At 70.3% G+C, this 17,535-nt stretch carries 17 protein-coding genes and 2 pseudogenes; 9 read left to right on the top strand and 10 right to left on the bottom strand.

Annotated features, from left to right (window positions below):
- The 3 genes and pseudogenes from SLNSH_RS08600 to SLNSH_RS25310 all read right to left on the bottom strand — a co-directional run.
- Window positions 1-982 (bottom strand): ABC transporter ATP-binding protein (locus SLNSH_RS08600; protein ID WP_106336256.1); only part of this gene is annotated, 982 nt, incomplete at its 3' end.
- On the bottom strand, window positions 979-1,341 hold the full coding sequence (locus SLNSH_RS25315) for an oligopeptide/dipeptide ABC transporter ATP-binding protein (RefSeq protein WP_245422157.1): 363 nt from the start codon (window positions 1,339-1,341) through the stop codon (window positions 979-981). The genes SLNSH_RS25315 and SLNSH_RS08600, both read right to left, overlap by 4 nt.
- 130 nt (window positions 1,342-1,471) lie before the next feature.
- Window positions 1,472-2,020, bottom strand: a pseudogene (locus tag SLNSH_RS25310) (ATP-binding cassette domain-containing protein); the annotation flags it as partial.
- A 103-nt stretch (window positions 2,021-2,123) separates the two neighbouring features.
- On the opposite strand from SLNSH_RS25310, the gene SLNSH_RS08590 reads away from it, so the two are divergent.
- The 4 genes from SLNSH_RS08590 to SLNSH_RS08575 are packed head-to-tail and all read left to right on the top strand — an operon-like array spanning window position 2,124 to window position 6,286.
- Complete coding sequence (locus SLNSH_RS08590; RefSeq protein ID WP_106336275.1) at window positions 2,124-3,068, top strand: ABC transporter permease; 945 nt, start codon at window positions 2,124-2,126, stop codon at window positions 3,066-3,068.
- Complete coding sequence (locus tag SLNSH_RS08585; protein WP_106336255.1) at window positions 3,065-3,931, top strand: ABC transporter permease; 867 nt, start codon at window positions 3,065-3,067, stop codon at window positions 3,929-3,931. Before SLNSH_RS08590 ends, SLNSH_RS08585 begins: the two co-directional genes overlap by 4 nt.
- A 28-nt stretch (window positions 3,932-3,959) precedes the next feature.
- On the top strand, window positions 3,960-5,459 hold the full coding sequence (locus SLNSH_RS08580; RefSeq protein WP_106336254.1) for an ABC transporter substrate-binding protein: 1,500 nt from the start codon (window positions 3,960-3,962) through the stop codon (window positions 5,457-5,459).
- 50 nt (window positions 5,460-5,509) lie between these two features.
- On the top strand, window positions 5,510-6,286 hold the full coding sequence (locus SLNSH_RS08575) for a glutamine amidotransferase (protein WP_106336253.1): 777 nt from the start codon (window positions 5,510-5,512) through the stop codon (window positions 6,284-6,286).
- Between the two features lie 22 nt (window positions 6,287-6,308).
- On the opposite strand, the pseudogene SLNSH_RS25705 reads toward SLNSH_RS08575, so the two are convergent.
- A pseudogene (locus SLNSH_RS25705) lies at window positions 6,309-6,467 on the bottom strand (amidohydrolase family protein); the annotation flags it as partial.
- Between the two features lie 95 nt (window positions 6,468-6,562).
- On the opposite strand from SLNSH_RS25705, the gene SLNSH_RS08570 reads away from it, so the two are divergent.
- Entirely contained in the window at window positions 6,563-7,012 is a 450-nt protein-coding gene (locus tag SLNSH_RS08570; protein WP_106336252.1) for a GNAT family N-acetyltransferase, read from the top strand.
- Between the two features lie 22 nt (window positions 7,013-7,034).
- Here SLNSH_RS08570 and SLNSH_RS08565 read toward each other — a convergent pair whose 3' ends face one another.
- Entirely contained in the window at window positions 7,035-8,270 is a 1,236-nt protein-coding gene (locus SLNSH_RS08565; RefSeq protein WP_106336251.1) for a MalY/PatB family protein, read from the bottom strand.
- 124 nt (window positions 8,271-8,394) lie between these two features.
- Here SLNSH_RS08565 and SLNSH_RS08560 point away from each other — a divergent pair, with 124 nt between their 5' ends.
- Window positions 8,395-9,282 (top strand): LysR family transcriptional regulator, encoded by an 888-nt coding sequence (locus tag SLNSH_RS08560; RefSeq protein ID WP_106336274.1) that lies wholly within the window; start codon window positions 8,395-8,397, stop codon window positions 9,280-9,282.
- A 93-nt stretch (window positions 9,283-9,375) separates the two neighbouring features.
- Window positions 9,376-10,104 carry an SDR family oxidoreductase gene (locus SLNSH_RS08555; RefSeq protein WP_106336250.1) on the top strand — a complete coding sequence of 243 codons (729 nt, stop codon included), beginning with the start codon at window positions 9,376-9,378 and terminating at the stop codon, window positions 10,102-10,104.
- A gap of 75 nt (window positions 10,105-10,179) precedes the next feature.
- Here the strand turns inward: SLNSH_RS08555 and SLNSH_RS08550 are convergent, their stop codons facing one another.
- Both SLNSH_RS08550 and SLNSH_RS08545 read right to left on the bottom strand, forming a co-directional pair.
- A complete protein-coding gene (locus SLNSH_RS08550) occupies window positions 10,180-11,523 on the bottom strand; it encodes a nicotinate phosphoribosyltransferase (RefSeq protein WP_106336249.1) in 1,344 nt (447 codons plus the stop codon).
- 14 nt (window positions 11,524-11,537) lie between these two features.
- Entirely contained in the window at window positions 11,538-12,101 is a 564-nt protein-coding gene (locus tag SLNSH_RS08545; protein WP_106336273.1) for a nicotinamidase, read from the bottom strand.
- Between the two features lie 197 nt (window positions 12,102-12,298).
- On the opposite strand from SLNSH_RS08545, the gene SLNSH_RS08540 reads away from it, so the two are divergent.
- Both SLNSH_RS08540 and SLNSH_RS08535 read left to right on the top strand, forming a co-directional pair.
- On the top strand, window positions 12,299-12,769 hold the full coding sequence (locus tag SLNSH_RS08540) for a universal stress protein (RefSeq protein ID WP_106336248.1): 471 nt from the start codon (window positions 12,299-12,301) through the stop codon (window positions 12,767-12,769).
- Between the two features lie 18 nt (window positions 12,770-12,787).
- A complete protein-coding gene (locus SLNSH_RS08535; RefSeq protein WP_106336247.1) occupies window positions 12,788-15,667 on the top strand; it encodes an AMP-binding protein in 2,880 nt (959 codons plus the stop codon).
- 21 nt (window positions 15,668-15,688) lie between these two features.
- Here SLNSH_RS08535 and SLNSH_RS08530 read toward each other — a convergent pair whose 3' ends face one another.
- From SLNSH_RS08530 to SLNSH_RS08520, 3 genes are all read right to left on the bottom strand, one after another.
- A complete protein-coding gene (locus SLNSH_RS08530) occupies window positions 15,689-16,144 on the bottom strand; it encodes a DUF3775 domain-containing protein (RefSeq protein ID WP_106336246.1) in 456 nt (151 codons plus the stop codon).
- Between the two features lie 41 nt (window positions 16,145-16,185).
- Entirely contained in the window at window positions 16,186-16,755 is a 570-nt protein-coding gene (locus SLNSH_RS08525; RefSeq protein ID WP_106336245.1) for an HPF/RaiA family ribosome-associated protein, read from the bottom strand.
- Between the two features lie 330 nt (window positions 16,756-17,085).
- A complete protein-coding gene (locus tag SLNSH_RS08520) occupies window positions 17,086-17,298 on the bottom strand; it encodes a hypothetical protein (protein WP_106336244.1) in 213 nt (70 codons plus the stop codon).
- Window positions 17,299-17,535 lie beyond the last annotated feature (237 nt).

Genomic DNA, 17,535 nt, shown 5'->3' with positions numbered 1-17,535 from the left:
GCCAGGCGCCCAGCTCCGCAGCGCGGATGCAGGCGGCCCGGCGCGCGCCGTCCACGTAGGCGTCCAGCCCGGGCTCGGCCGCGCGGCAGGCGTCCAGCGCGTGCGGGCAGCGCGACGCGAAGGCGCAGCCTTGCGCCTGGGCGAACGGGCTCGGCGGCTCGCCCGCGACCGCGCCTCTCAGGCGCGGAACGGCCGCATGCGGGCGCGGGGACGCCTCCAGCAGCATGCGCGTGTACGGGTGGCGCGGCGCGCCCAGCACCTGCCCGGCCGGGCCCGTCTCCACCAGCCGCCCCGCGTAGAGCACGCCCACCCGCGAAGCCAGATGCCTCACCACGGCCATGTCGTGGGAGATGAAGACGTAGCTGACGCCCAGGCGGGCCCGCAGGTCGGCGAGAAGGTTCACGACCTGCGCCTGCACGGACAGGTCCAGCGCGGAGACCGGCTCGTCGCAGACGATCAGCTCGGGCTCGACGGCGAGGGCGCGGGCGATGGCGACGCGCTGGCGCTGCCCGCCGGAGAAGGCGTGGGGATGGCGATCGAGGTGCTGGGAGGAGAGGCCGACCAGCTCCAGGAGCTCCACGACCCTGTCCTTAACGCCGGCCGCCGGGCGAAGGCCATGGAGGCGGATGGGAGCCGCGATGGCGTCCCCGACCCGGACCCGCGGGTCCAGGGAGGCGAATGGATCCTGGAAGATCATCTGGACCCGCCGCCGCAAGCGGCGGAGGTCGGCGGCCCCGAGACCCCGGACGTCCTGCCCGTCGAACAGGATCTCTCCCGCGTCCGCCTCGATCAGCCGCAAGATCATGCGGCCGATGGTGGACTTGCCCGAGCCGCTCTCGCCGACAAGGCCGAAGACCTCGCCGCGGTTGACGGCGAAGCTCACGTCCCTGACCACCTTCGCGACACGGGGAGGCCGCAACAGGCCGCCGCCCGAGCGGAAGCTCTTGGACACGTTCCGAAGTTCGAGCAGCGCGGCGCTCATGGGGCGACGCTCCGCTCGAGGGGGGCGCGCCAGCACGCGGCCCAATGGCCGAGCGCGACCTCGGCCAGGGGCGGATAGGCGGCTCGGCAGCGCTCCTGGACAAAGGGGCAACGCGGCGCGAAGCGGCAGCCCTGCGGCATGCGGCCGACCGCGGGGGGCTGGCCCTCGATGGTGGTCAGCGGCCCCCCGACATCCTCCTCGCGCGGCAGGGCGGCGAGCAGCGAGAGGGTGTAGGGGTGCATGGGATCGTAGAACAGGTCGGCCCGGGAACCCTTCTCGACGATGCGGCCGGCGTACATCACCGCGATCTCGTCGGCGATCTCCGACACGAGGGCGAGGTTGTGCGTGATGAACAGCACCGCCGTCCCGAGCTCGGCCCGCAACGCGTCGACGAGGTGGAGGATCTGGCTCTGGATGGTGACGTCGNTCGACGAGGTGGAGGATCTGGCTCTGGATGGTGACGTCGAGCGCGGTGGTGGGCTCGTCGGCGATCAGCAGGGCCGGGCGACAGATCAGCGCCATGGCGATCATCACCCTTTGCCGCATGCCCCCGGAGAGCTGGTGGGGATAGGCCGCGAGCCGCGCCTCGGGGTCCGGGATTTTGACTCGGCGGAGCATGTCCAGCGCGGCGGTCCGGGCCTCGGCCCGGCTGGCCCCGCGATGGGCCTCCAGGATCTCCGCCATCTGCTCCCCGACCGACATCACCGGATTGAGGGAGGTCATCGGCTCCTGGAACACCATCGCGACGCGGTCTCCGCGCAGGGCGTTCATGGCCTTTTCGGATGCCTTCGAGAGGTCTTCGCCCTCCAGGGCGAAACGCTCGCTCGTGACGCGGGCGCCGGGCGGCAGGAGCCCCATGAGCGACAGCGCGGTCATGCTCTTGCCCGAGCCCGATTCTCCCACGAGGCAGAGGAGCCGCCCCCGATTCAACCTCAGGTCGACGCCGTCCAGGATGGGCGGCCCGCCGAAATCGACGCGCAGGCCGCGCACGTCGAGGACCGGGCGGTCGCCGGAGGCAGGCGTTCTGTCCAGAGACATGCAGCGGGAGCCCCGTCTGGAATGCGTGCGCCTGGCATTGACACCGGCGACGACACCTGCAGTATCAGACGCATTGAACCGGTTCAAGGCGGCGCGGACGGCCATGGGACGCTATCTGCTGGGACGGCTTGGCAGCCTCGTCCCAATCCTGCTCGGCACGTCGCTCGTCGCCTTCCTGCTGATCCGGCTGGTGCCCGGAGATCCCGCCGTCGCGCTGCTCGGCATGGAAGCCGACGACACGGCCCTTGCCGCGCTGCGCGCCAAGCTGGCGCTCGACCAGCCGCTCTGGGTCCAGTACTTCTCGTGGCTTGCCGCCATCCTGAAGGGGGATTTCGGCCGCTCGATCCAGGGCGGGCGCGAGGTGCTGCCCCTGCTCGCATCGGCGCTCGGCCCCACGGCGCTGCTGTCGGCCGCCGCCCTCGCCATCTCCCTCGTGATCGCGATTCCGGCGGGCGTGATCGCCGCCACGCGGCGGAACACGGGGGCGGACTATGCGGCCTCCTTCGTGGCCCTTTGCGGCCTGTCCCTGCCCAGTTTCTGGCTGGGGATCCTGCTGATCCTGCTCTTTTCCGTGCAGATCCCGCTGCTGCCCGCGTCCGGCTATGTCTCGCCTCTCGTGGATCCCGCCGGCTTCCTGGCCCGGCTCGTCCTCCCGGCCGTCACCCTGGGGGCCGCCCTTGCGGCGTCCACCATGCGCATGACGCGCGCTGCGATGCTGGAGGTGCTGCGCTCGGACTATGTCCGCACCGCCCGGGCCAAGGGTCTGGCCCCGTCGCGCGTGGTCTGGCGCCATGCCTTCGCCAACGCCCAGATCCCCATCGTGACGCTGCTTGGCATCCAGATGGGGCAGCTGCTCGGTGGCGTGGTGATCACCGAGACCGTGTTCGCCTGGCCCGGCATCGGCAAGCTGACCGTCGACGCCATCTTCGCGCGGGACTACCCCGTCGTGCAGGGAGCGGTTCTGCTCACGGCGGCGCTGTTCGTGCTCATCAACCTCGCCACGGACCTCGTCTACACCGTGATCGATCCGCGCGTGAGGGTGGCATGACCGACGCCGCTCTCGCGAACGCGGAAAAGCCCCGCCGCGACTGGACAAGGGGCCTGCTGCGTGACCCGCGCGCGGCGCTCGGCGTCGCGCTGGTGCTTCTGGCCGTGATCCTGGCGATCGGCGCGCCGCTGATCGCGCCTTTCGATCCCGAAACGCCGGACTTCGGCGCGATCCTGTCGCCGCCCTCCGCAGAGCATTGGTTCGGCACGGACGACCTGGGCCGGGACGTGCTGTCGCGCATCATCTTCGGGGCCCGCGCCTCCATCGTGGTCGGCGTCCTCAGCGTAGCCGGGGCTCTCGTGGTCGGCGCGGCCGCCGGCCTCGCGGCGGGTTTCTTCGGACGCTGGACGGACGCGGTGATCATGCGCGTCATGGATGTGCTGTTCGCGTTCCCGAGCATCCTGCTCGCGCTGGCGATCACGGCGGTGCTGGGCCCGAGCCTGCAGAACGCCATCCTGGCGATCGCGGTGGTGAACCTTCCCGTCTTCGCACGCATCGCCAGGGCGCAAACCATGGTGGTGCGCGAACTGGAATACGTCGACGCCCAGCGGGCGCTCGGCTTCGGACCCTGGGCCATCCTGCTGCGCACGGTCGCCCCCAACATCGCCGCGCCCCTGATCGTGCAGGGCTCGCTGCTGTTCGCCTCGGCCATCATCACCGAATCCTACCTGTCCTTCCTGGGGCTCGGGGTGCAGCCCCCAGCGCCCACCTGGGGCAGCATGCTGCGCAACGCGATCGGGTTCCTCGACATGGGGCCGTGGCTCGCCTGGTTTCCGGGCCTGGCGATCTTCCTCGTGGTGCTCGGCTTCAACCTGCTTGGGGACGGGCTGCGGGACCGCTTCGACCCCCGCGAGACACGCTGACCATGACACTGTTGGGAGGGACTGATCGATGCTGAGACGGATCCTGGGCGCCGGGTTGGGCGTCGCTTTGGCGCTGGCCGCCGCCCACCCTGCCGCGGCGCAGGACAAGAAATCGCTGGCGGTCGGCATCGTATCCGACCCGGTGACGCTCGATCCCGCCCAAATGGCGTCGTTCTTCGAACTGTCGGTCCAGTACAACATCCACGAGCCGATCCTGCACATGACGCCGGATCTGAAGATCGAGCCCGGGCTCGCCAGCGTGGAAACGCCTGATCCGCTCACCTACGCCTTCACGCTGAAGCCCAACCTGACCTTCCACGACGGGACGCCGATCGACGCGCAGGCCGCGAAGGCGAACTTCGACCGCATGCTCGACCCGAATGGCGGATCGCCGCGCCGGAGCGAACTCGGTCCGGTGGACTCGGTCACGGTCACCGGGCCGCTGACCTTCACGATCAAGCTGAAGACGCCCTATGCGCCCTTCCTGCAGGTGCTCGCCAATCGCGCCGGCATGCTGGTGTCGCCCGCGGCGGTGAAGTCCCTCGGGGCGGACTTCGCGACCAAGGCGGTGGGGGCGGGGCCCTACAAGGTGGTCAGCTGGACCAAGAACTCCGAACTCGTCCTCGAGCGTTTCCCCGGCTATTGGCGCGGCCCGGCCGCGATCGAGCGCATCGTGTTCCGGCCCATGGCCGACGAAACCGTGCGCGTCACCAACCTGCGTTCCGGCACGGTGCAACTGGTGGACGCAGTTCCAGCCCAGACGGTGGCCCAGCTCGGGCGCGAGAGCGCCATCACGGTCAAGCAGACGGACGGCCTCGGCTTCAACGCCTTCTCGTTCAACACGACCCGGCCGCCCTTCAACGACGCCAAGGTGCGCCGCGCCTTCGCCATGGCGATCGACCCGACGGCGGTGCAGAAGGCCGTGTATTTCGGCACGGGCGCGCCTGCCTACGGCCCCATCCCGCCGTCCATCGGCTGGGCCTACGACAAGACCGCCCCCCATCCGAAAGCCGACCCGCAGGGCGCCAAGAAGCTGCTGGCCGAGGCCGGCGTGACGACCCCCGTGCCGGTGGCGATCACGGTGACCAATTCGCCGGCGCAGGTGCGCACCGCGGAAATCCTCCAGGCTATGGCCAACCAGGCCGGTTTCAAGGCCGAGGTGAAGCAGATCGACGCCACGAGCCTGATCACCGTGCTGCGGCAGAAGGACTTCGACCTGTGCATGTCGCCCTGGTCCGGCCGTTCGGACCCGGACGGCAACATGTTCAACTACTTCACCAAGACCGGCCCCAACAACTTCGCCGGCTACGCCAGCGACAAGGTGACCGACCTGCTGATGCAGGCGCGCAGCGTCGCCGCCCAGGACGAGCGCGCGAAGCTCTACAAGGAAGCCGAGAAGCAGATCGCGGCAGACGCCCCCATGCTGTTCCTCACCTTCCCGGCCACCATCCAGGCCTCCGTCTCCAGCCTGGACTGGCTGCAGTATCCGGACGGCGCCTTCCACCTGCAGTTCGCCAAGTTCAAGTGACCTTGCGCCCCTCCGGCCTGCGCCGGAGGGGCCCGCCCACCAGAGGCTCCATGACCAAGACCATCCTCCTCGCCGGCGAAAGCTGGACGTCCACCGCCACCCACATCAAGGGCTGGGACCAGTTCGCCTCCGTGACGCACCACCGTGGAGCGGACCCTTTCATGGCCGCGCTCGACGGCTGCGGCTTCACCTTCGACTACATGCCCTGCCATGTGGCGGCGGAGCGGTTCCCGTCCACGCCGGAGGAGTTCGACCGCTACGACGCGGTCATCCTGTCCGACATCGGAGCCAACACGCTGCTGCTGCCGCCCGAGGTGTGGATCCATTCGCGGCGCGCGCCGAACCGCCTCAAGGGCCTGCGCGACTACGTGGCGCGCGGCGGCGGGCTCATGATGGTGGGCGGCTACCTGAGCTTCCAGGGCATCAACGGCAGCGCGCGCTTCCGCGGCACGCCCGTCGAGGAGGCGCTGCCGGTCGCGATCTCGCCCTGGGACGACAGGCGCGAGATGCCGGAAGGCGTGCATCCCGCGGTGACGGAGACAGGCCGCGGCCACGCGGCCCTGGGCGCGGTGGCGGGCGAGATCCCGTACGTGCTGGGCGTCAACGAGGTCACGGCCAAGCCGGGCGCGGAGGTGCTGCTCGCGCTGCCGGACGAGGAGGGCGGCTGGCCGCTGCTGGCGGTCGGCCGCCACGGTCAGGGCCGCACGGCGGCCTGGACCACGGACATCGGCCCGCACTGGCTGCCGAACGAGTTCCTGGCGTGGAACGGCTTCCAGCCGCTGTGGACGAACCTGCTCGGCTGGCTGTGCGAACGCTCGGCCCGCTAGAAGGCGCGCAAAATCAGCGTCGTCACGCCGGGCCAAAGGCGAACAGGCGGCGTGGGGTGTCCATGAAGAGCTTGCGCCGGTTCGCCTGGTCGGGAACCAGGCTGGCCATCAATGTGAGCAGCGGGCCATAGTCGACCCGCTGCCTCGCCTTCAGGTAGGGCCAGTCGGAGGCCCAGACGCAGGCGTCGGAACCGGACGAACGCCAACGCGTCCCGCTTCGCTTGACGAGGACCGTGGGCTATGGCTGCAGGGCAGCGGTTGAAACGGAGCACGGGCATGCAGCCGGGAGTACGGGTCAGGTCGCCGGAACCTCAGGACAGGGACGCATGGGGGCGGCTCTACGCAGGCTACGCGGCCTTCTACAAGGTCGAGCAGACCGAGAGCATGCGTGACCGGGTCTGGAACTGGATCCGGGATCCCGCGCATGAGGTCCAAGGCCTCGTGGCCGAGCACGGCGGCCAGTTGGCGGGGCTGGCTCATTTCCGCGCTTTCGCCAGGCCGCTTTCGGCCACGACGGGCGGCTTCCTGGACGACCTCTTCGTCGATCCCGCCGCGCGGGGCTCCGGAGCCGCCGAAGCCCTGATCGCCGCCGTCAAGGCGGAGGGCCAGGCCCGGGGCTGGTCCGTGATCCGGTGGATCACGGCCGAGGACAACTATCGCGCCCGCGGGCTTTATGACCGGGTGGCCGAACGCACCAAGTGGGTGACCTACGACATCAGGCTCTGAGGGCGAGGCCGCGCCGCCGGGCTCACAGCCCGGCGACGGCGGCCGTCAGCCGGCGGATCGCCTCTTCCACCGTGGCGCGCGGGCAGCCCAGGTTCACGCGCATGTAGCCGTGCCCCTCGGCCCCGAACTTCTGCCCCTTGTCGAGCCAGAGCCGCGCCTTCGTCAGCATGAAGGCGTTGAGCGCGTCCGCGTCCATGCCCAGGCCGCGGCAGTCCATCCACGCCAGGTAGAGGGCGTCCGCCGGCAGAACCGTCACGCCGGCGCCGAGGCCGTTCACGCCCTCCGCGAAGCGCGCGTGATTCTGGCGCAGATAAGCGAGCAGGTCCTCCAGCCACGGCTCGCCATGGGCGTAGGCAGCCTCCGCCGCGACCATGCCGAGGACGTTGACCAGCGGGAACATGTTGCGGTCGTACTGACGCTGGAATTCCTCCCGCAGGCGCCGGTTCGGGATGAACAGGTTGGCGCTCTGCAGCCCGGGGAGGTTGAAGGTCTTGCTTGGGGCCGTGCACGTGATGCTGCTCTGGGCGAAGGCGTCGCCCAGCGAGGCGAAGGGGATGTGCCTCTTCGCCTGGTTCATGACGAGGTCCTGGTGGATTTCGTCGGAGATCACGAGGACGCCCCGGCGCAGGCAGATCTCGCCCATGGTCCGCAGTTCGTCCGCCGACCAGACGTTGCCGGTCGGATTGTGCGGATTGCTGAGGATGAACAGCTTCGTGTTGTCCTGGATCGCCGCCTCGAAGGTCGCCGCGTCGAAGCGGTAGCCGGTCTCGGTCCGCAGCAGGGGCGCGAAGGCCAGGCTCCGGCCGTTCAGCAGCACGTCGGTGTGGAAGTGCCCGTAGACCGGCGGCTGGATCAGCACGCTGTCGCCCGGCGCGGTGAACGCCTGGATGACCGTCTTCAACGCGGTGATGATGCCCGAGGTCTGGACGACCCACTCCCTGGCGACCTCCCAGTGGAACCGCCGGGCCTGCCAGCCCACGACGGCGTCGACGTAACTTGCCGTGGCTCCGCCGGGATACCCGAACACGCCCTCGGCCACCGCCTCCTGCAAGGCGTCGATGACCGGCTGCGGGGAGCGGAAGTCCATGTCGGCGACCCACATGGGCAACGGGTCGGCGGCGGCCTCCGCCGGCTTCAGCAGCTTGTGTCCGCAGGCCCACTTCATGGAGTTCGACTGACGCCGGTCGATCACGTCGTCGAACACGGTCGCGAGGCGGCGCGAGGCGGCGAGCGTCTTCGGGTCAGTCGCGATGGTCATGTGCTGTCCTCTTGGCAGGGCGGAGCGCGCGAGCCGGGCAGGGGCGCCGCGTCGCCTCTCCGTAGCGGCTGGCTCTCATGACGAAAAATGGTATGTTCTCATGCTTGCATGAGCAGGAGTCATGATGCTGGACTGCCAACACCTGGCCATTCTGCGGGAGGTCCACCGGGCGGGAAGCGTCACGGCGGCCGCCGAGCGGCTGAACGTCACGCAGTCGGCCCTGTCCCACATGATCCGCAAGGTCGAGGAGCGATACGGCGTGAAGATCTGGATGAAGCAGGGCCGCGGCCTGCGCTTCACCCAGGCCGGCGAATACCTGCTCGCGCTGGCGCAGCGCATTCTGCCCCAGGTCGAGCACGCCGAGCGGATCCTGGGCGATTTCGCCCGGGGACGGCGCGGCTCGCTGCGCGCCGGCATGGAGTGCCACCCCTGCCAGCGGTGGCTGATGCGGATCACCCCGCACTACCTGGCGGCCTGGCCGGATGTGGACTTCGACATCCGCACGGACTTCCGGTTCGACGGCGTCGCGGCGCTCCTGGGCCACGAGATCGACCTGCTGATCACGCCTGACCCGGTCGACCTGCCCGAGGTTCTGTTCAAGCCGGTGATCGACTACGAGCTCGTGCTGGTGGCGCACGAGGAGCATGCGCTTGCCCGGCGCGGGTTCGCGAAGCCGCAGGATCTGCTCGACGAGGTGCTGATCACCGTTCCGGTGGGCGCCGAGCGGCTTGATGTCTACACGCGATTCCTCGTGCCCGGGCAGTGCCGTCCGCGCGAGCACAGGACCGCCGAGACCATCGACCTGATGCTGCAACTGGTTGCGGCCCGGCGCGGCGTGGCAGTGCTGCCGGACTGGCTCCTCCGCGAGGAGGGAGCGCATCTTCCCGTCCGCGCTGTCCGCCTGGGCGAGCAGGGCATCCAGAAGAGCATCAACCTCGGCGTGCGCCGGGGGGAGGAGAGTGTGGGCTATGTCGCCGGCTTTCTGGCTCTCGCGCAGGAGATCGGGGTGTAAGGTCGCGCGGCGGGCAGGGGCGAAGCTGATCCACGGATGGCCTATGCTGGAAGCCGGCGCAGGCCGGCCTGCGCCTTGGATGAAGGAAAACGCATGACACTGACGGTGCTCGTCACGGGCGCATCGAGCGGGATCGGTCGGGCGACGGCCATTCGCCTGGCGCGAGTCGGCTACAGGGTGCTGGCGCTCGCGCGCAATCGCGAGGCGCTGGACAGGCTGGCCTCCGAGACCGGGGCCGAGGCGCTCGTCGCCGATCTTGCGGATCCCGAGTCGCTGGAGCGCGCCGTGAGGGGTCGCGCCATCGACGTGCTCGTCAACAACGCCGGGCTCTTGTCGATCAAGGCGCCTTTCCAGGAGACCCCGCCCGAGGCCATCGCGGCGCATGTTGTCACCAACGTCACGGGGCCGCTCACGCTGACGCGCCTCGTCCTGCCCCAAATGGTCGAACGACGGACAGGGCATGTGCTGTTCGTCACCTCCATCGTGGCCAGGGTCCCCCATCCCGACATCGCCCTCTACGCCGCCACCAAGGCGGCCCTCGCCCATTTCAGCGACAGCCTGCGCTGCGACCTGCTGGGAACAGGGGTGCGGGTCACCGATGTTGCGCCTGGGCGCGTCCAGACCGAACTCTACCGGGACGCCCTGGACGAGTCCGGCCGGCAAGCGCTGTACGAGGGCTTCCGAAACCTGCAGCCCGATGACGTCGCCGAGGCGATCGCGGGCGTGCTCGCCGCGCCCGACCACGTCAACATCTCGCGGATCGAGGTCAATCCCACGGAACAGGCGGCTGGCGGGTCCAGGATCGTGAGCTTGCGCGCCTGAGCGGCGGCCAGTGGACTCGCGAACAGCCGCTTGGAGGACCACGCGCGGCCGTCCGTCCAGCCTGCGCCGCCGCGTTCAGAACGGTCCTTCGCCCCGGGTCCTGACGAGGGCCTCCCGCAGACGCCGTTCCGCGTCGCCGAGACTTTCGCTGATCACAACGGGGTAGGGCGTAGCCGCAGGCGCGTTGGCGGCGACGGGATCCGGGAGCCGCGCGAGGGCTTCGGCGGCGCGCCGGCGGATTTCGCCCAGGGGGCGGATTCCGGCAGGCAGGATGGCGCCGTCGCGCATCACCGGTTGGAGGAGCGGTTCGCCGGTAAGGCCTTCGTCCCGCAGGGCCAGCGTGTCCTGGCGGTAGCGGCCGTCGCGCATCTCCCTGAAGACCTGCTTTCGCCCAGGATAGGTGCGTTTGCCCGCAGACAGCTTCATGCGCCCGCGTCCGCCGTACTCGGTCAGCTTGTACACGATGTCGAGGTCCGGGGCGTCGCGGGAGACGCTCATCGCCGTGCCGATGCCGAAGGCGTCCACGGGCGCTCCGGCGGCGACGAGCGCCTCGATCCTGTTCTCGTCGAGACCGCCGCTGGCGAAGATCTGGACGTGGGACAGCCCTCCCTCGTCCAGCAAGGCCCGGGCCTGGCGGGACAAGGGGTCGAGGTCGCCCGAGTCGAGCCTTATCCCGCGGATCGGGCCCAGGCGCCCGGCCCGATGCAGCCCCACGATCTTCCGGACGGCCTCCAGGGTGTCGTAGGTGTCCACCAGCAGGATCGTGTTGGGGTAGAGCGCCGCGAAGCGCTCGAACGCCGCATCTTCCGAGTCGAAAGCCTCGATGAAGCTGTGCGCCACCGTCCCGGCGACGGGCAGGCCGTCGCGGCGTCCGGCCATGAGGTTCGACGTCGCGGCAACCCCGGCGATCGCGAACGCCCTGGCGCCCTTCACGGCGGCGTCGAGCCCTTGGGCCCGGCGGCTGCCGAAATCGACCACCGGGCGCCCCTGCGCGGCCCGCACGACCCGGGCCGCCTTGGTGGCGAGCATCGTCTGCAGCCCGATCTGGTTGGCCAGGAAGGTCTCCAGCAACTGCGCCTCGCCGATGGGGGCCGTCACCTCCAGCAGGGGTTCGTTGGCGAAGACCGGTGAGCCTTCCGGCACGGCGTCGATGTCCCCGCTGAACCGGAAATGCTTCAGGCTGTCCAGGAACGGCGGCGGAAACAGGCCGAGGCTGGACAGGTACTCGATGTCCTCGGACGCGAAGCGCAGCGATTCCACAGCCGCGAGCGCGTCCGCGAGGCCGCAGGCGACGAGGTAGTTGCGGCACGGCGGCAACTTGCGGACGAACAGGCTGAACGTCGCCCGCTCCTGCATGCCGAGGGCCTGGTAGGCGCGCAGCATGGTGAAGAGGTAAAGGTCGGCGAAGAGTGGAGCCATCGTCGCGGACCTCGTCAACCGCCCACCAGGGTCACCCCGGCCTGCCGCATCTCGGCCCGGGCCGCGGCCTGCCCCTCGGGGCTGAGGGCCCGCGTGGCCTCCGTGAGCAGCCGGACCTCGAAGCCTTCGGCCGCGCCGTCCAGGGCCGACGCGCGCACGCACACGTCCTCGGCGAGCCCGCCGACCCACAGGCGCCTTACCCCCCGCTTCCTCAGGAAGGACGCGAGCCCCGTGTCGTCGAAGGCCGAATACTGGTCGCGGTCGAGCCGCGTTCCCTTCGCCACCAGGACGGCGTCGGGCGGCAGCCGCAAGCCGGGATGCAGGGCCGCGCCGGCCGTTCCCTGCACGCAATGGCGCGGCCAGGGCCCGCCCTGCGCGGCGAAGCTTGGGTGCTGGGCTGGGTGCCAATCCACCGACGCGATCACCGGCGCTCCGGCAGCGGCCGCCTGCTCGATCCACCTGTTCGCGGATGGGATCACGGCGTCTCCGTCCGGAACGGGCAAGGCGCCGCCGGGGCAGAAGTCGCTCTGCACGTCAACGAGGAGGAGGGCGTCTTCCGACGAAAGGTTCGGCTGCATGTCCGACGAGCCCGCAACGAACACCCCACAAGCCCTACACTATCACGAGACGGCCGCTCTGATCCGGGTCATCGCAGCGCGGCCGGCGAGGCGGTTTCGGCAAAACTGATCCGGGGCAGCATCGCGGCGCATCAGCCGCCCCATCCTGATCTCCTGTGCAGAATGGCGGCGCGGACCGCCGGCCAGGGGGAAGCGCCATGTACCGCCACATCCTCGCCGCCACGGACGGAACGCCGTTCGCCAGGCACGCCGTGGAACACGCCGTTGGGCTGGCCCGGGCGCTCGGAGCCCGTCTCTCGATCGTGACGGTGACCGAGCCGTTCCATGTTTTCTCGCTCGAGGTCCAGCAGCTCGAGGACACGCGGACCCAATACGAGGCGCACGCGCGCGAGTGGGCCGACCGCGCGCTCAACGATGCGGCGGCGCTCGCGCGCGCCCAGGGCGTCAGCCACGACCTGGTGCAGGTCGAATCCGACAGGCCCTACCAGGCGATCATGGACGCGGCGGCCGATCGGGACTGCGACCTCATCGTGATGGCCTCCCATGGACGCCGCGGGCTCGCGGCGATGATCCTGGGCAGCGAAACCCTGAAGGTGCTGACCCATTCCAAGGTCCCGGTCCTGGTGATCAGGCCCGGCGGCGCCGAGCCGTGGCAGGCCCTGACCTGACGCGGGAGCGTTCGCCCGATGGCGGCTGCGGCCGCCGAAGGGCGGGCGAGAGCGGGCCGTCGCTGCCCGGCGCGCGGCGAGGACGTGGTCGTGGACGAACGCAGGACTGAGACGGTCGAGGCCGGGCGGGATCTCCCGGACGCCCTTCGGTCGGCCATGGCGGTCGCATCCGACCTGTATGTCCAGCTGCATGGCGGGCGACCGCCCCCGCAAAGCCTGACCCCCGCCAGCTCGCTCGACCGCGACTGGGGATTCGACAGCCTTTCGCGTGCGGAACTGCTCCTGCGCGTCGAGCGCGCCTTTCGGGTCCGTCTTCCGGAGACCCTGCTGGCCAGGGCCGACAATCTCGAAACGCTCGTGGAAGCCGCCCTGAGCGCGGGCGCCCACCCGGTCGCCCCCGTCGCCGCGCCGATGCTGTCGTCCGGGGAGGTTGGCGCCCCCGTGGCTGCCGAAACCTTGACCGCCGCGCTGGACTGGCATGCGCAGCGCTGGCCAGACCGCGTGCATGCGGTGCTTCATGGCGGCGACGGATCCGAAACGCCCATCACCTACGGCGAGCTGCGCCGGCGAGCTCTGGCCGCGGCCGGCGGCCTTCTGCGCGCCGGCTTGCGCCCAGGCGAGCGCGTCGCCCTGATGCTGCCCACCGGGGCAGACTTCCTCGTCGGCTTGTTCTGCGTCCTCTACGCCGGAGGGGCGCCGACGCCCATTTACCCGCCGTCGCGGCCGTCGCAATTGCTGGAGCACCTGCAGCGGCAGGCGGAGATCCTGCGCAATGCGGCGGCCGCAGCGCTGGTCGTCCCGGCGGAAGGCAAGGCCATGGCCGGCATGCTCCGCCTCCAGGTGGAGTCGCTGAGGCTCGTCGCCACCGTGGAAGACCTGGGAGACACGCCGCCGGACAGCACCGGCGCCGCCGACCCTCATGGATTGGCGCTGGTGCAGTACACGTCCGGCAGCACCGGCCGGCCGAAAGGGGTCGCGCTGAGCCACGCCAACCTGCTCGCGAACATCCGCGCCATGGGCGCCGCCATGGAGGCGAGCTCCAGGGACGTGTTCGTCAGCTGGCTGCCGCTCTACCACGACATGGGGCTGATCGGGGCCTGGCTCGGCAGCCTCTATTTCGGAGCGCCTGTGGTGATCATGGCGCCGCTGGTGTTCCTCGTGCGGCCGTCCGAGTGGCTCTGGTGCATCCATCGCCATCGCGCGACGCTGACCGCCGCCCCGAACTTCGCCTATGAGCTTTGCATCCGAAAGGTCGCGGACGCGGATCTCGAAGGGCTCGACCTCTCCTGCCTGCGCATGGCGGCGAACGGGGCCGAGGCCGTGAGCGCCGGCACGGTTCGCCGCTTCACCGAACGCTTCGCGCGCTGCGGATTCAGGCCGTCCGCCATGGCGCCGGTCTATGGCCTGGCCGAGAACGCCGTGGGCCTCGCCTTTCCGCCGCCGGGGCGCGCGCCGGTGTTCGACCGCATCGACCGCGGCGCGCTCGCCCGGGAGGGCCGCGCCCGTCCGGCGCCTGCGGACGCTCCGGACGCAATGGAGCTCGTCGGCTGCGGACGGCCGCTGCCGGGCCACGAAGTGCGCATCCTGGACGAGGCGGGCGAGGCGCCGGACCGGCGCGAGGGACGACTGCAGTTCCGGGGACCTTCGGCCACGGCGGGCTACATCAACGACATCGCCAAGACCCGCGAGCTGTTCGACGGGCCGTGGCTCAACACCGGCGATCTCGCCTACACGGTCGCCGGGGAGATCTTCATCACGGGCCGCAGCAAGGACATCATCATCCGGGCGGGCCGGCACATCTATCCGGAAGAGATCGAGGGGGCCGTCGGCGAAGTCGCGGGCGTCCGGAAGGGATGCGTGGCGGTGTTCTCGGCTCCGGACGTCAAGGCCGGCACCGAGAAGATCGTCGTCATGGCCGAGGCGCGCGACGCCGAGCCGGCCAGGCTGTCCGATTTGCGCATGCGCGTGACCGCCGCGGCCGGGGCCCTGCTCGACGCGCCGCCCGAGGAGGTTGTGCTCGTGCCGCCGCATGTCGTCCCGAAGACGTCCAGCGGCAAGCTGCGGCGCTCCGCGGCGCGCGACCTCTACCTCGAGGGCCGCCTGGCGCCCTCCAGTCTCCCGCCGTGGTTGCAAGGCGTGCGCTTCGGCCTCCAGTCCCTCGGGGCGGCGGCGGCGCGGGCCGGCCGCGCGGCAAGGGCCTACGCCTTCGCGGCCCGCTGGTGGTGCGCCATCGTGGCCGGGGGCGTGGTCGGCTGGCCGCTGGTGGTGGCCACCCCGGGCCGGGAGCGGCGCTGGCGCGTGCTCCGCGCCGTGGCGCGCGCCGTTCTGCGGGCGGCGGGGACGCCCGTCCAGCTGCGCGGGGCCGAACGGATCCCCCGGGATGGGGTGATCGCGGCCACGCACGCAAGCTACGTGGACGGGCTTGCGCTGGCGGCGGTCCTGCCCGGACCCCTGACCTTCGTGGCCAAGCAGGAGCTCGCCTCCCAATGGGTGGCGGGGCCGTTCCTCCGTGCGCTCGGGACGGTGTTCGTCGCTCGGGACGCCTCCGACCTCGCCACGGCGGACCTGTCGGGCCCCGCGGAGGCGGTTGGCCGCGGGGAATATGTCGTGGTTTTTCCCGAAGGCACTTTCACCCGCGAGGCGGGGCTTCGCCCGTTCCGCCTCGGCGCGTTCCTGCTGGTCGCCGCGACCGGCCGTCCGGTGACGCCGGTCGCCCTGCGCGGAACGCGATCGGTGCTGCGGGGGGACCAATGGTTTCCCCGCAAGGCGGCGATCGTCGTGGAGGCGTTGGCGCCGGAGACGCCCGAGGGATCCGGCTTCGAAGCGGCGGTGCGCCTGCGCGATGCGGTGCGCAGGAAGCTGCTGCCCGCCTTCGGCGAGCCGGATCTGGCGCCGTGACCGCCACCTCTCGGCCCGCTCTCAGCCGGAGGAGCCGCCCGACGCCTCGGGGGACTCCGCGTCGGGACGGCCCGGCTCGAACTCCTCGCAGGACAGGTCGAATTGGGCCAGCCCTTCCTGGAGATAGTCGCCCAGCAGCGGCGTGCCGCAAAGGTAACGCGCCGTCCTCGTATTGTGGGCCTCGGCGGCGGCCTGGCGAAGGCTTTCGAAGTTTTCGACGCTGTCGTCTCCCCGGCCGAGCCAGGCGAGGGCGACGAGGTCGATCTGCTCGTCCTCGCTGAGACCGTTTATGAGGCTGACGAGCTCCCTCAGGGCGGGGTCGTCGGGATGGTTCTCCAGCACCGCCGCCTGCAGGTCGTCGGCGGGGTTGGAGGCGACATCCGTTTCCGTGACCGCGTCCTTGGCGTCCCATCGGCGCGCCAAGGCCGCCACCGCGCAGACCTTTTCGGGCGAGATCGCAAGTTCCACGTCCGCCATCGTCGTCTCCCGTCCGTCGTGATCAGCGCGCCCGCCGGCGCTCACAGGCGCATACCGTGCCGGCCCAGCGGCCGTACGGTGCTGGCCTGCGGGCCCTTGTCGCCCATCTCCTCGGCGAAGGAGACCCGCGAGCCGACCTTGAGGCGGGGATACTGGCCATGCAGGACGCTGTTGCGGTGGAAATAGATCTCGCGCCCGTCCGCGGTGGTCAGGAAGCCGAATTCCGCATCCGGCGAGAGCTGCGTCACCGTCCCCACCGGCGCGTCCTCATGGACCTTCACCTGCCGCTGAAGCTTGCGGACATGGTCCTGCAGGCGGCGCTCGGCGCGCTTGAACGCGTCCCCGAGGGCGAAGATCAGATGGGAATGCCGCTCGTCGAGTTGCGGCGTCTTCACCACCGCGACCTCGCGGCCTTCCGGCAGCGAGAGCCAGATGTTGATTTCGTAGAGCCCGCCTGTCTGGTGATGGCCGCTGGGCTTCTTCACCGCCACGCGGCAGGCCGTGATCCGGCCATAGCGTTTTTCGAGTTTCTGCACGTGTTCGACGACCTCTTCGTGCACGAAGTCGACCGGCTCCATGCCCTGGAAGTCGATCTCGACGGGTGTTTGCATGGTCCACCTGGAGGTTCGAACGGGAGCCCGCCGGCCGGCCGGCGGCGTCGGACCGCGCCTTCGCCCGGCCCCGTCCGGGGTTCCCGCATTCGGTTCAGATGCGCCACACTAGGCCGCGAGCGCTCGAACGGGGTTGCTGAGGATCAGTTCTGGCCCTTGGGCAGGTGGCCGAGGCCGCCGGCTCGATGGTCCCGCCGTCATCCCTGGCGCAAACGACGGCGAGAGCCGCTTAAGGCTATGCAGGACTTCGCAGCCCGGTGCGGCTGCGACCTGCCGGTCGTAAGCCAGGCGCGCCAGCAATACCAACGCTTCGTGGATTCCGGAGGCCGCCTAGGCCAGGAGCGAGGCGGTCAGATAGCGCGCCTCCAACTGGTCCAGCGCAGTGTTGACCCGTTCGGCCTTGGCCGCCAGGTCCAGCGATTTCCAGTCCCGGCGGCCGACGCAGACGCCGTAGGCGGTCAGTCGGGCCCGAAGGAGATCCAGCATGGCTTCGCCGTCAAGATCCGCTTCCCGCGCCGCCGTGATTTCGTCGAGCAGTCCCATTGTACATCCCCTTTTCGGGGATGTTGGAATTGAGCAAGTCACCCATCAATGCGCGAGATCAAAGCTCAAATCCTACGATACTGGCGTGGAGGAACAGCCAGGTCAGAAGCCGCGCGTCCCGGCGGGCCGCTGGTCGATGCTCCTGCCGTCCTGCAGCCGCGGTCGCTTGCGGGTCGACGCCGACGGGATCGCGCGACTGAGGCAAGATCCGCCAACGAAAGACGTATCGGCTATCAG

The organism is Alsobacter soli (assembly GCF_003004785.1).
GTDB lineage: Bacteria > Pseudomonadota > Alphaproteobacteria > Rhizobiales > Beijerinckiaceae > Alsobacter > Alsobacter soli.
This window is presented reverse-complemented; position numbering and strand designations above follow the sequence as displayed.

Coding starts and splice junctions, on each gene's coding strand:
- SLNSH_RS08590 (WP_106336275.1), top strand. CDS start 2,124: ATGGGACGCTATCTGCTGGGACGGCTTGGCAGCCTCGTCCCAATCCTG.
- SLNSH_RS08585 (WP_106336255.1), top strand. CDS start 3,065: ATGACCGACGCCGCTCTCGCGAACGCGGAAAAGCCCCGCCGCGACTGG.
- SLNSH_RS08580 (WP_106336254.1), top strand. CDS start 3,960: ATGCTGAGACGGATCCTGGGCGCCGGGTTGGGCGTCGCTTTGGCGCTG.
- SLNSH_RS08575 (WP_106336253.1), top strand. CDS start 5,510: ATGACCAAGACCATCCTCCTCGCCGGCGAAAGCTGGACGTCCACCGCC.
- SLNSH_RS08570 (WP_106336252.1), top strand. CDS start 6,563: ATGCAGCCGGGAGTACGGGTCAGGTCGCCGGAACCTCAGGACAGGGAC.
- SLNSH_RS08565 (WP_106336251.1), bottom strand. CDS start 8,270: ATGACCATCGCGACTGACCCGAAGACGCTCGCCGCCTCGCGCCGCCTC.
- SLNSH_RS08560 (WP_106336274.1), top strand. CDS start 8,395: ATGCTGGACTGCCAACACCTGGCCATTCTGCGGGAGGTCCACCGGGCG.
- SLNSH_RS08555 (WP_106336250.1), top strand. CDS start 9,376: ATGACACTGACGGTGCTCGTCACGGGCGCATCGAGCGGGATCGGTCGG.
- SLNSH_RS08550 (WP_106336249.1), bottom strand. CDS start 11,523: ATGGCTCCACTCTTCGCCGACCTTTACCTCTTCACCATGCTGCGCGCC.
- SLNSH_RS08545 (WP_106336273.1), bottom strand. CDS start 12,101: ATGCAGCCGAACCTTTCGTCGGAAGACGCCCTCCTCCTCGTTGACGTG.
- SLNSH_RS08540 (WP_106336248.1), top strand. CDS start 12,299: ATGTACCGCCACATCCTCGCCGCCACGGACGGAACGCCGTTCGCCAGG.
- SLNSH_RS08535 (WP_106336247.1), top strand. CDS start 12,788: ATGGCGGCTGCGGCCGCCGAAGGGCGGGCGAGAGCGGGCCGTCGCTGC.
- SLNSH_RS08530 (WP_106336246.1), bottom strand. CDS start 16,144: ATGGCGGACGTGGAACTTGCGATCTCGCCCGAAAAGGTCTGCGCGGTG.
- SLNSH_RS08525 (WP_106336245.1), bottom strand. CDS start 16,755: ATGCAAACACCCGTCGAGATCGACTTCCAGGGCATGGAGCCGGTCGAC.
- SLNSH_RS08520 (WP_106336244.1), bottom strand. CDS start 17,298: ATGGGACTGCTCGACGAAATCACGGCGGCGCGGGAAGCGGATCTTGAC.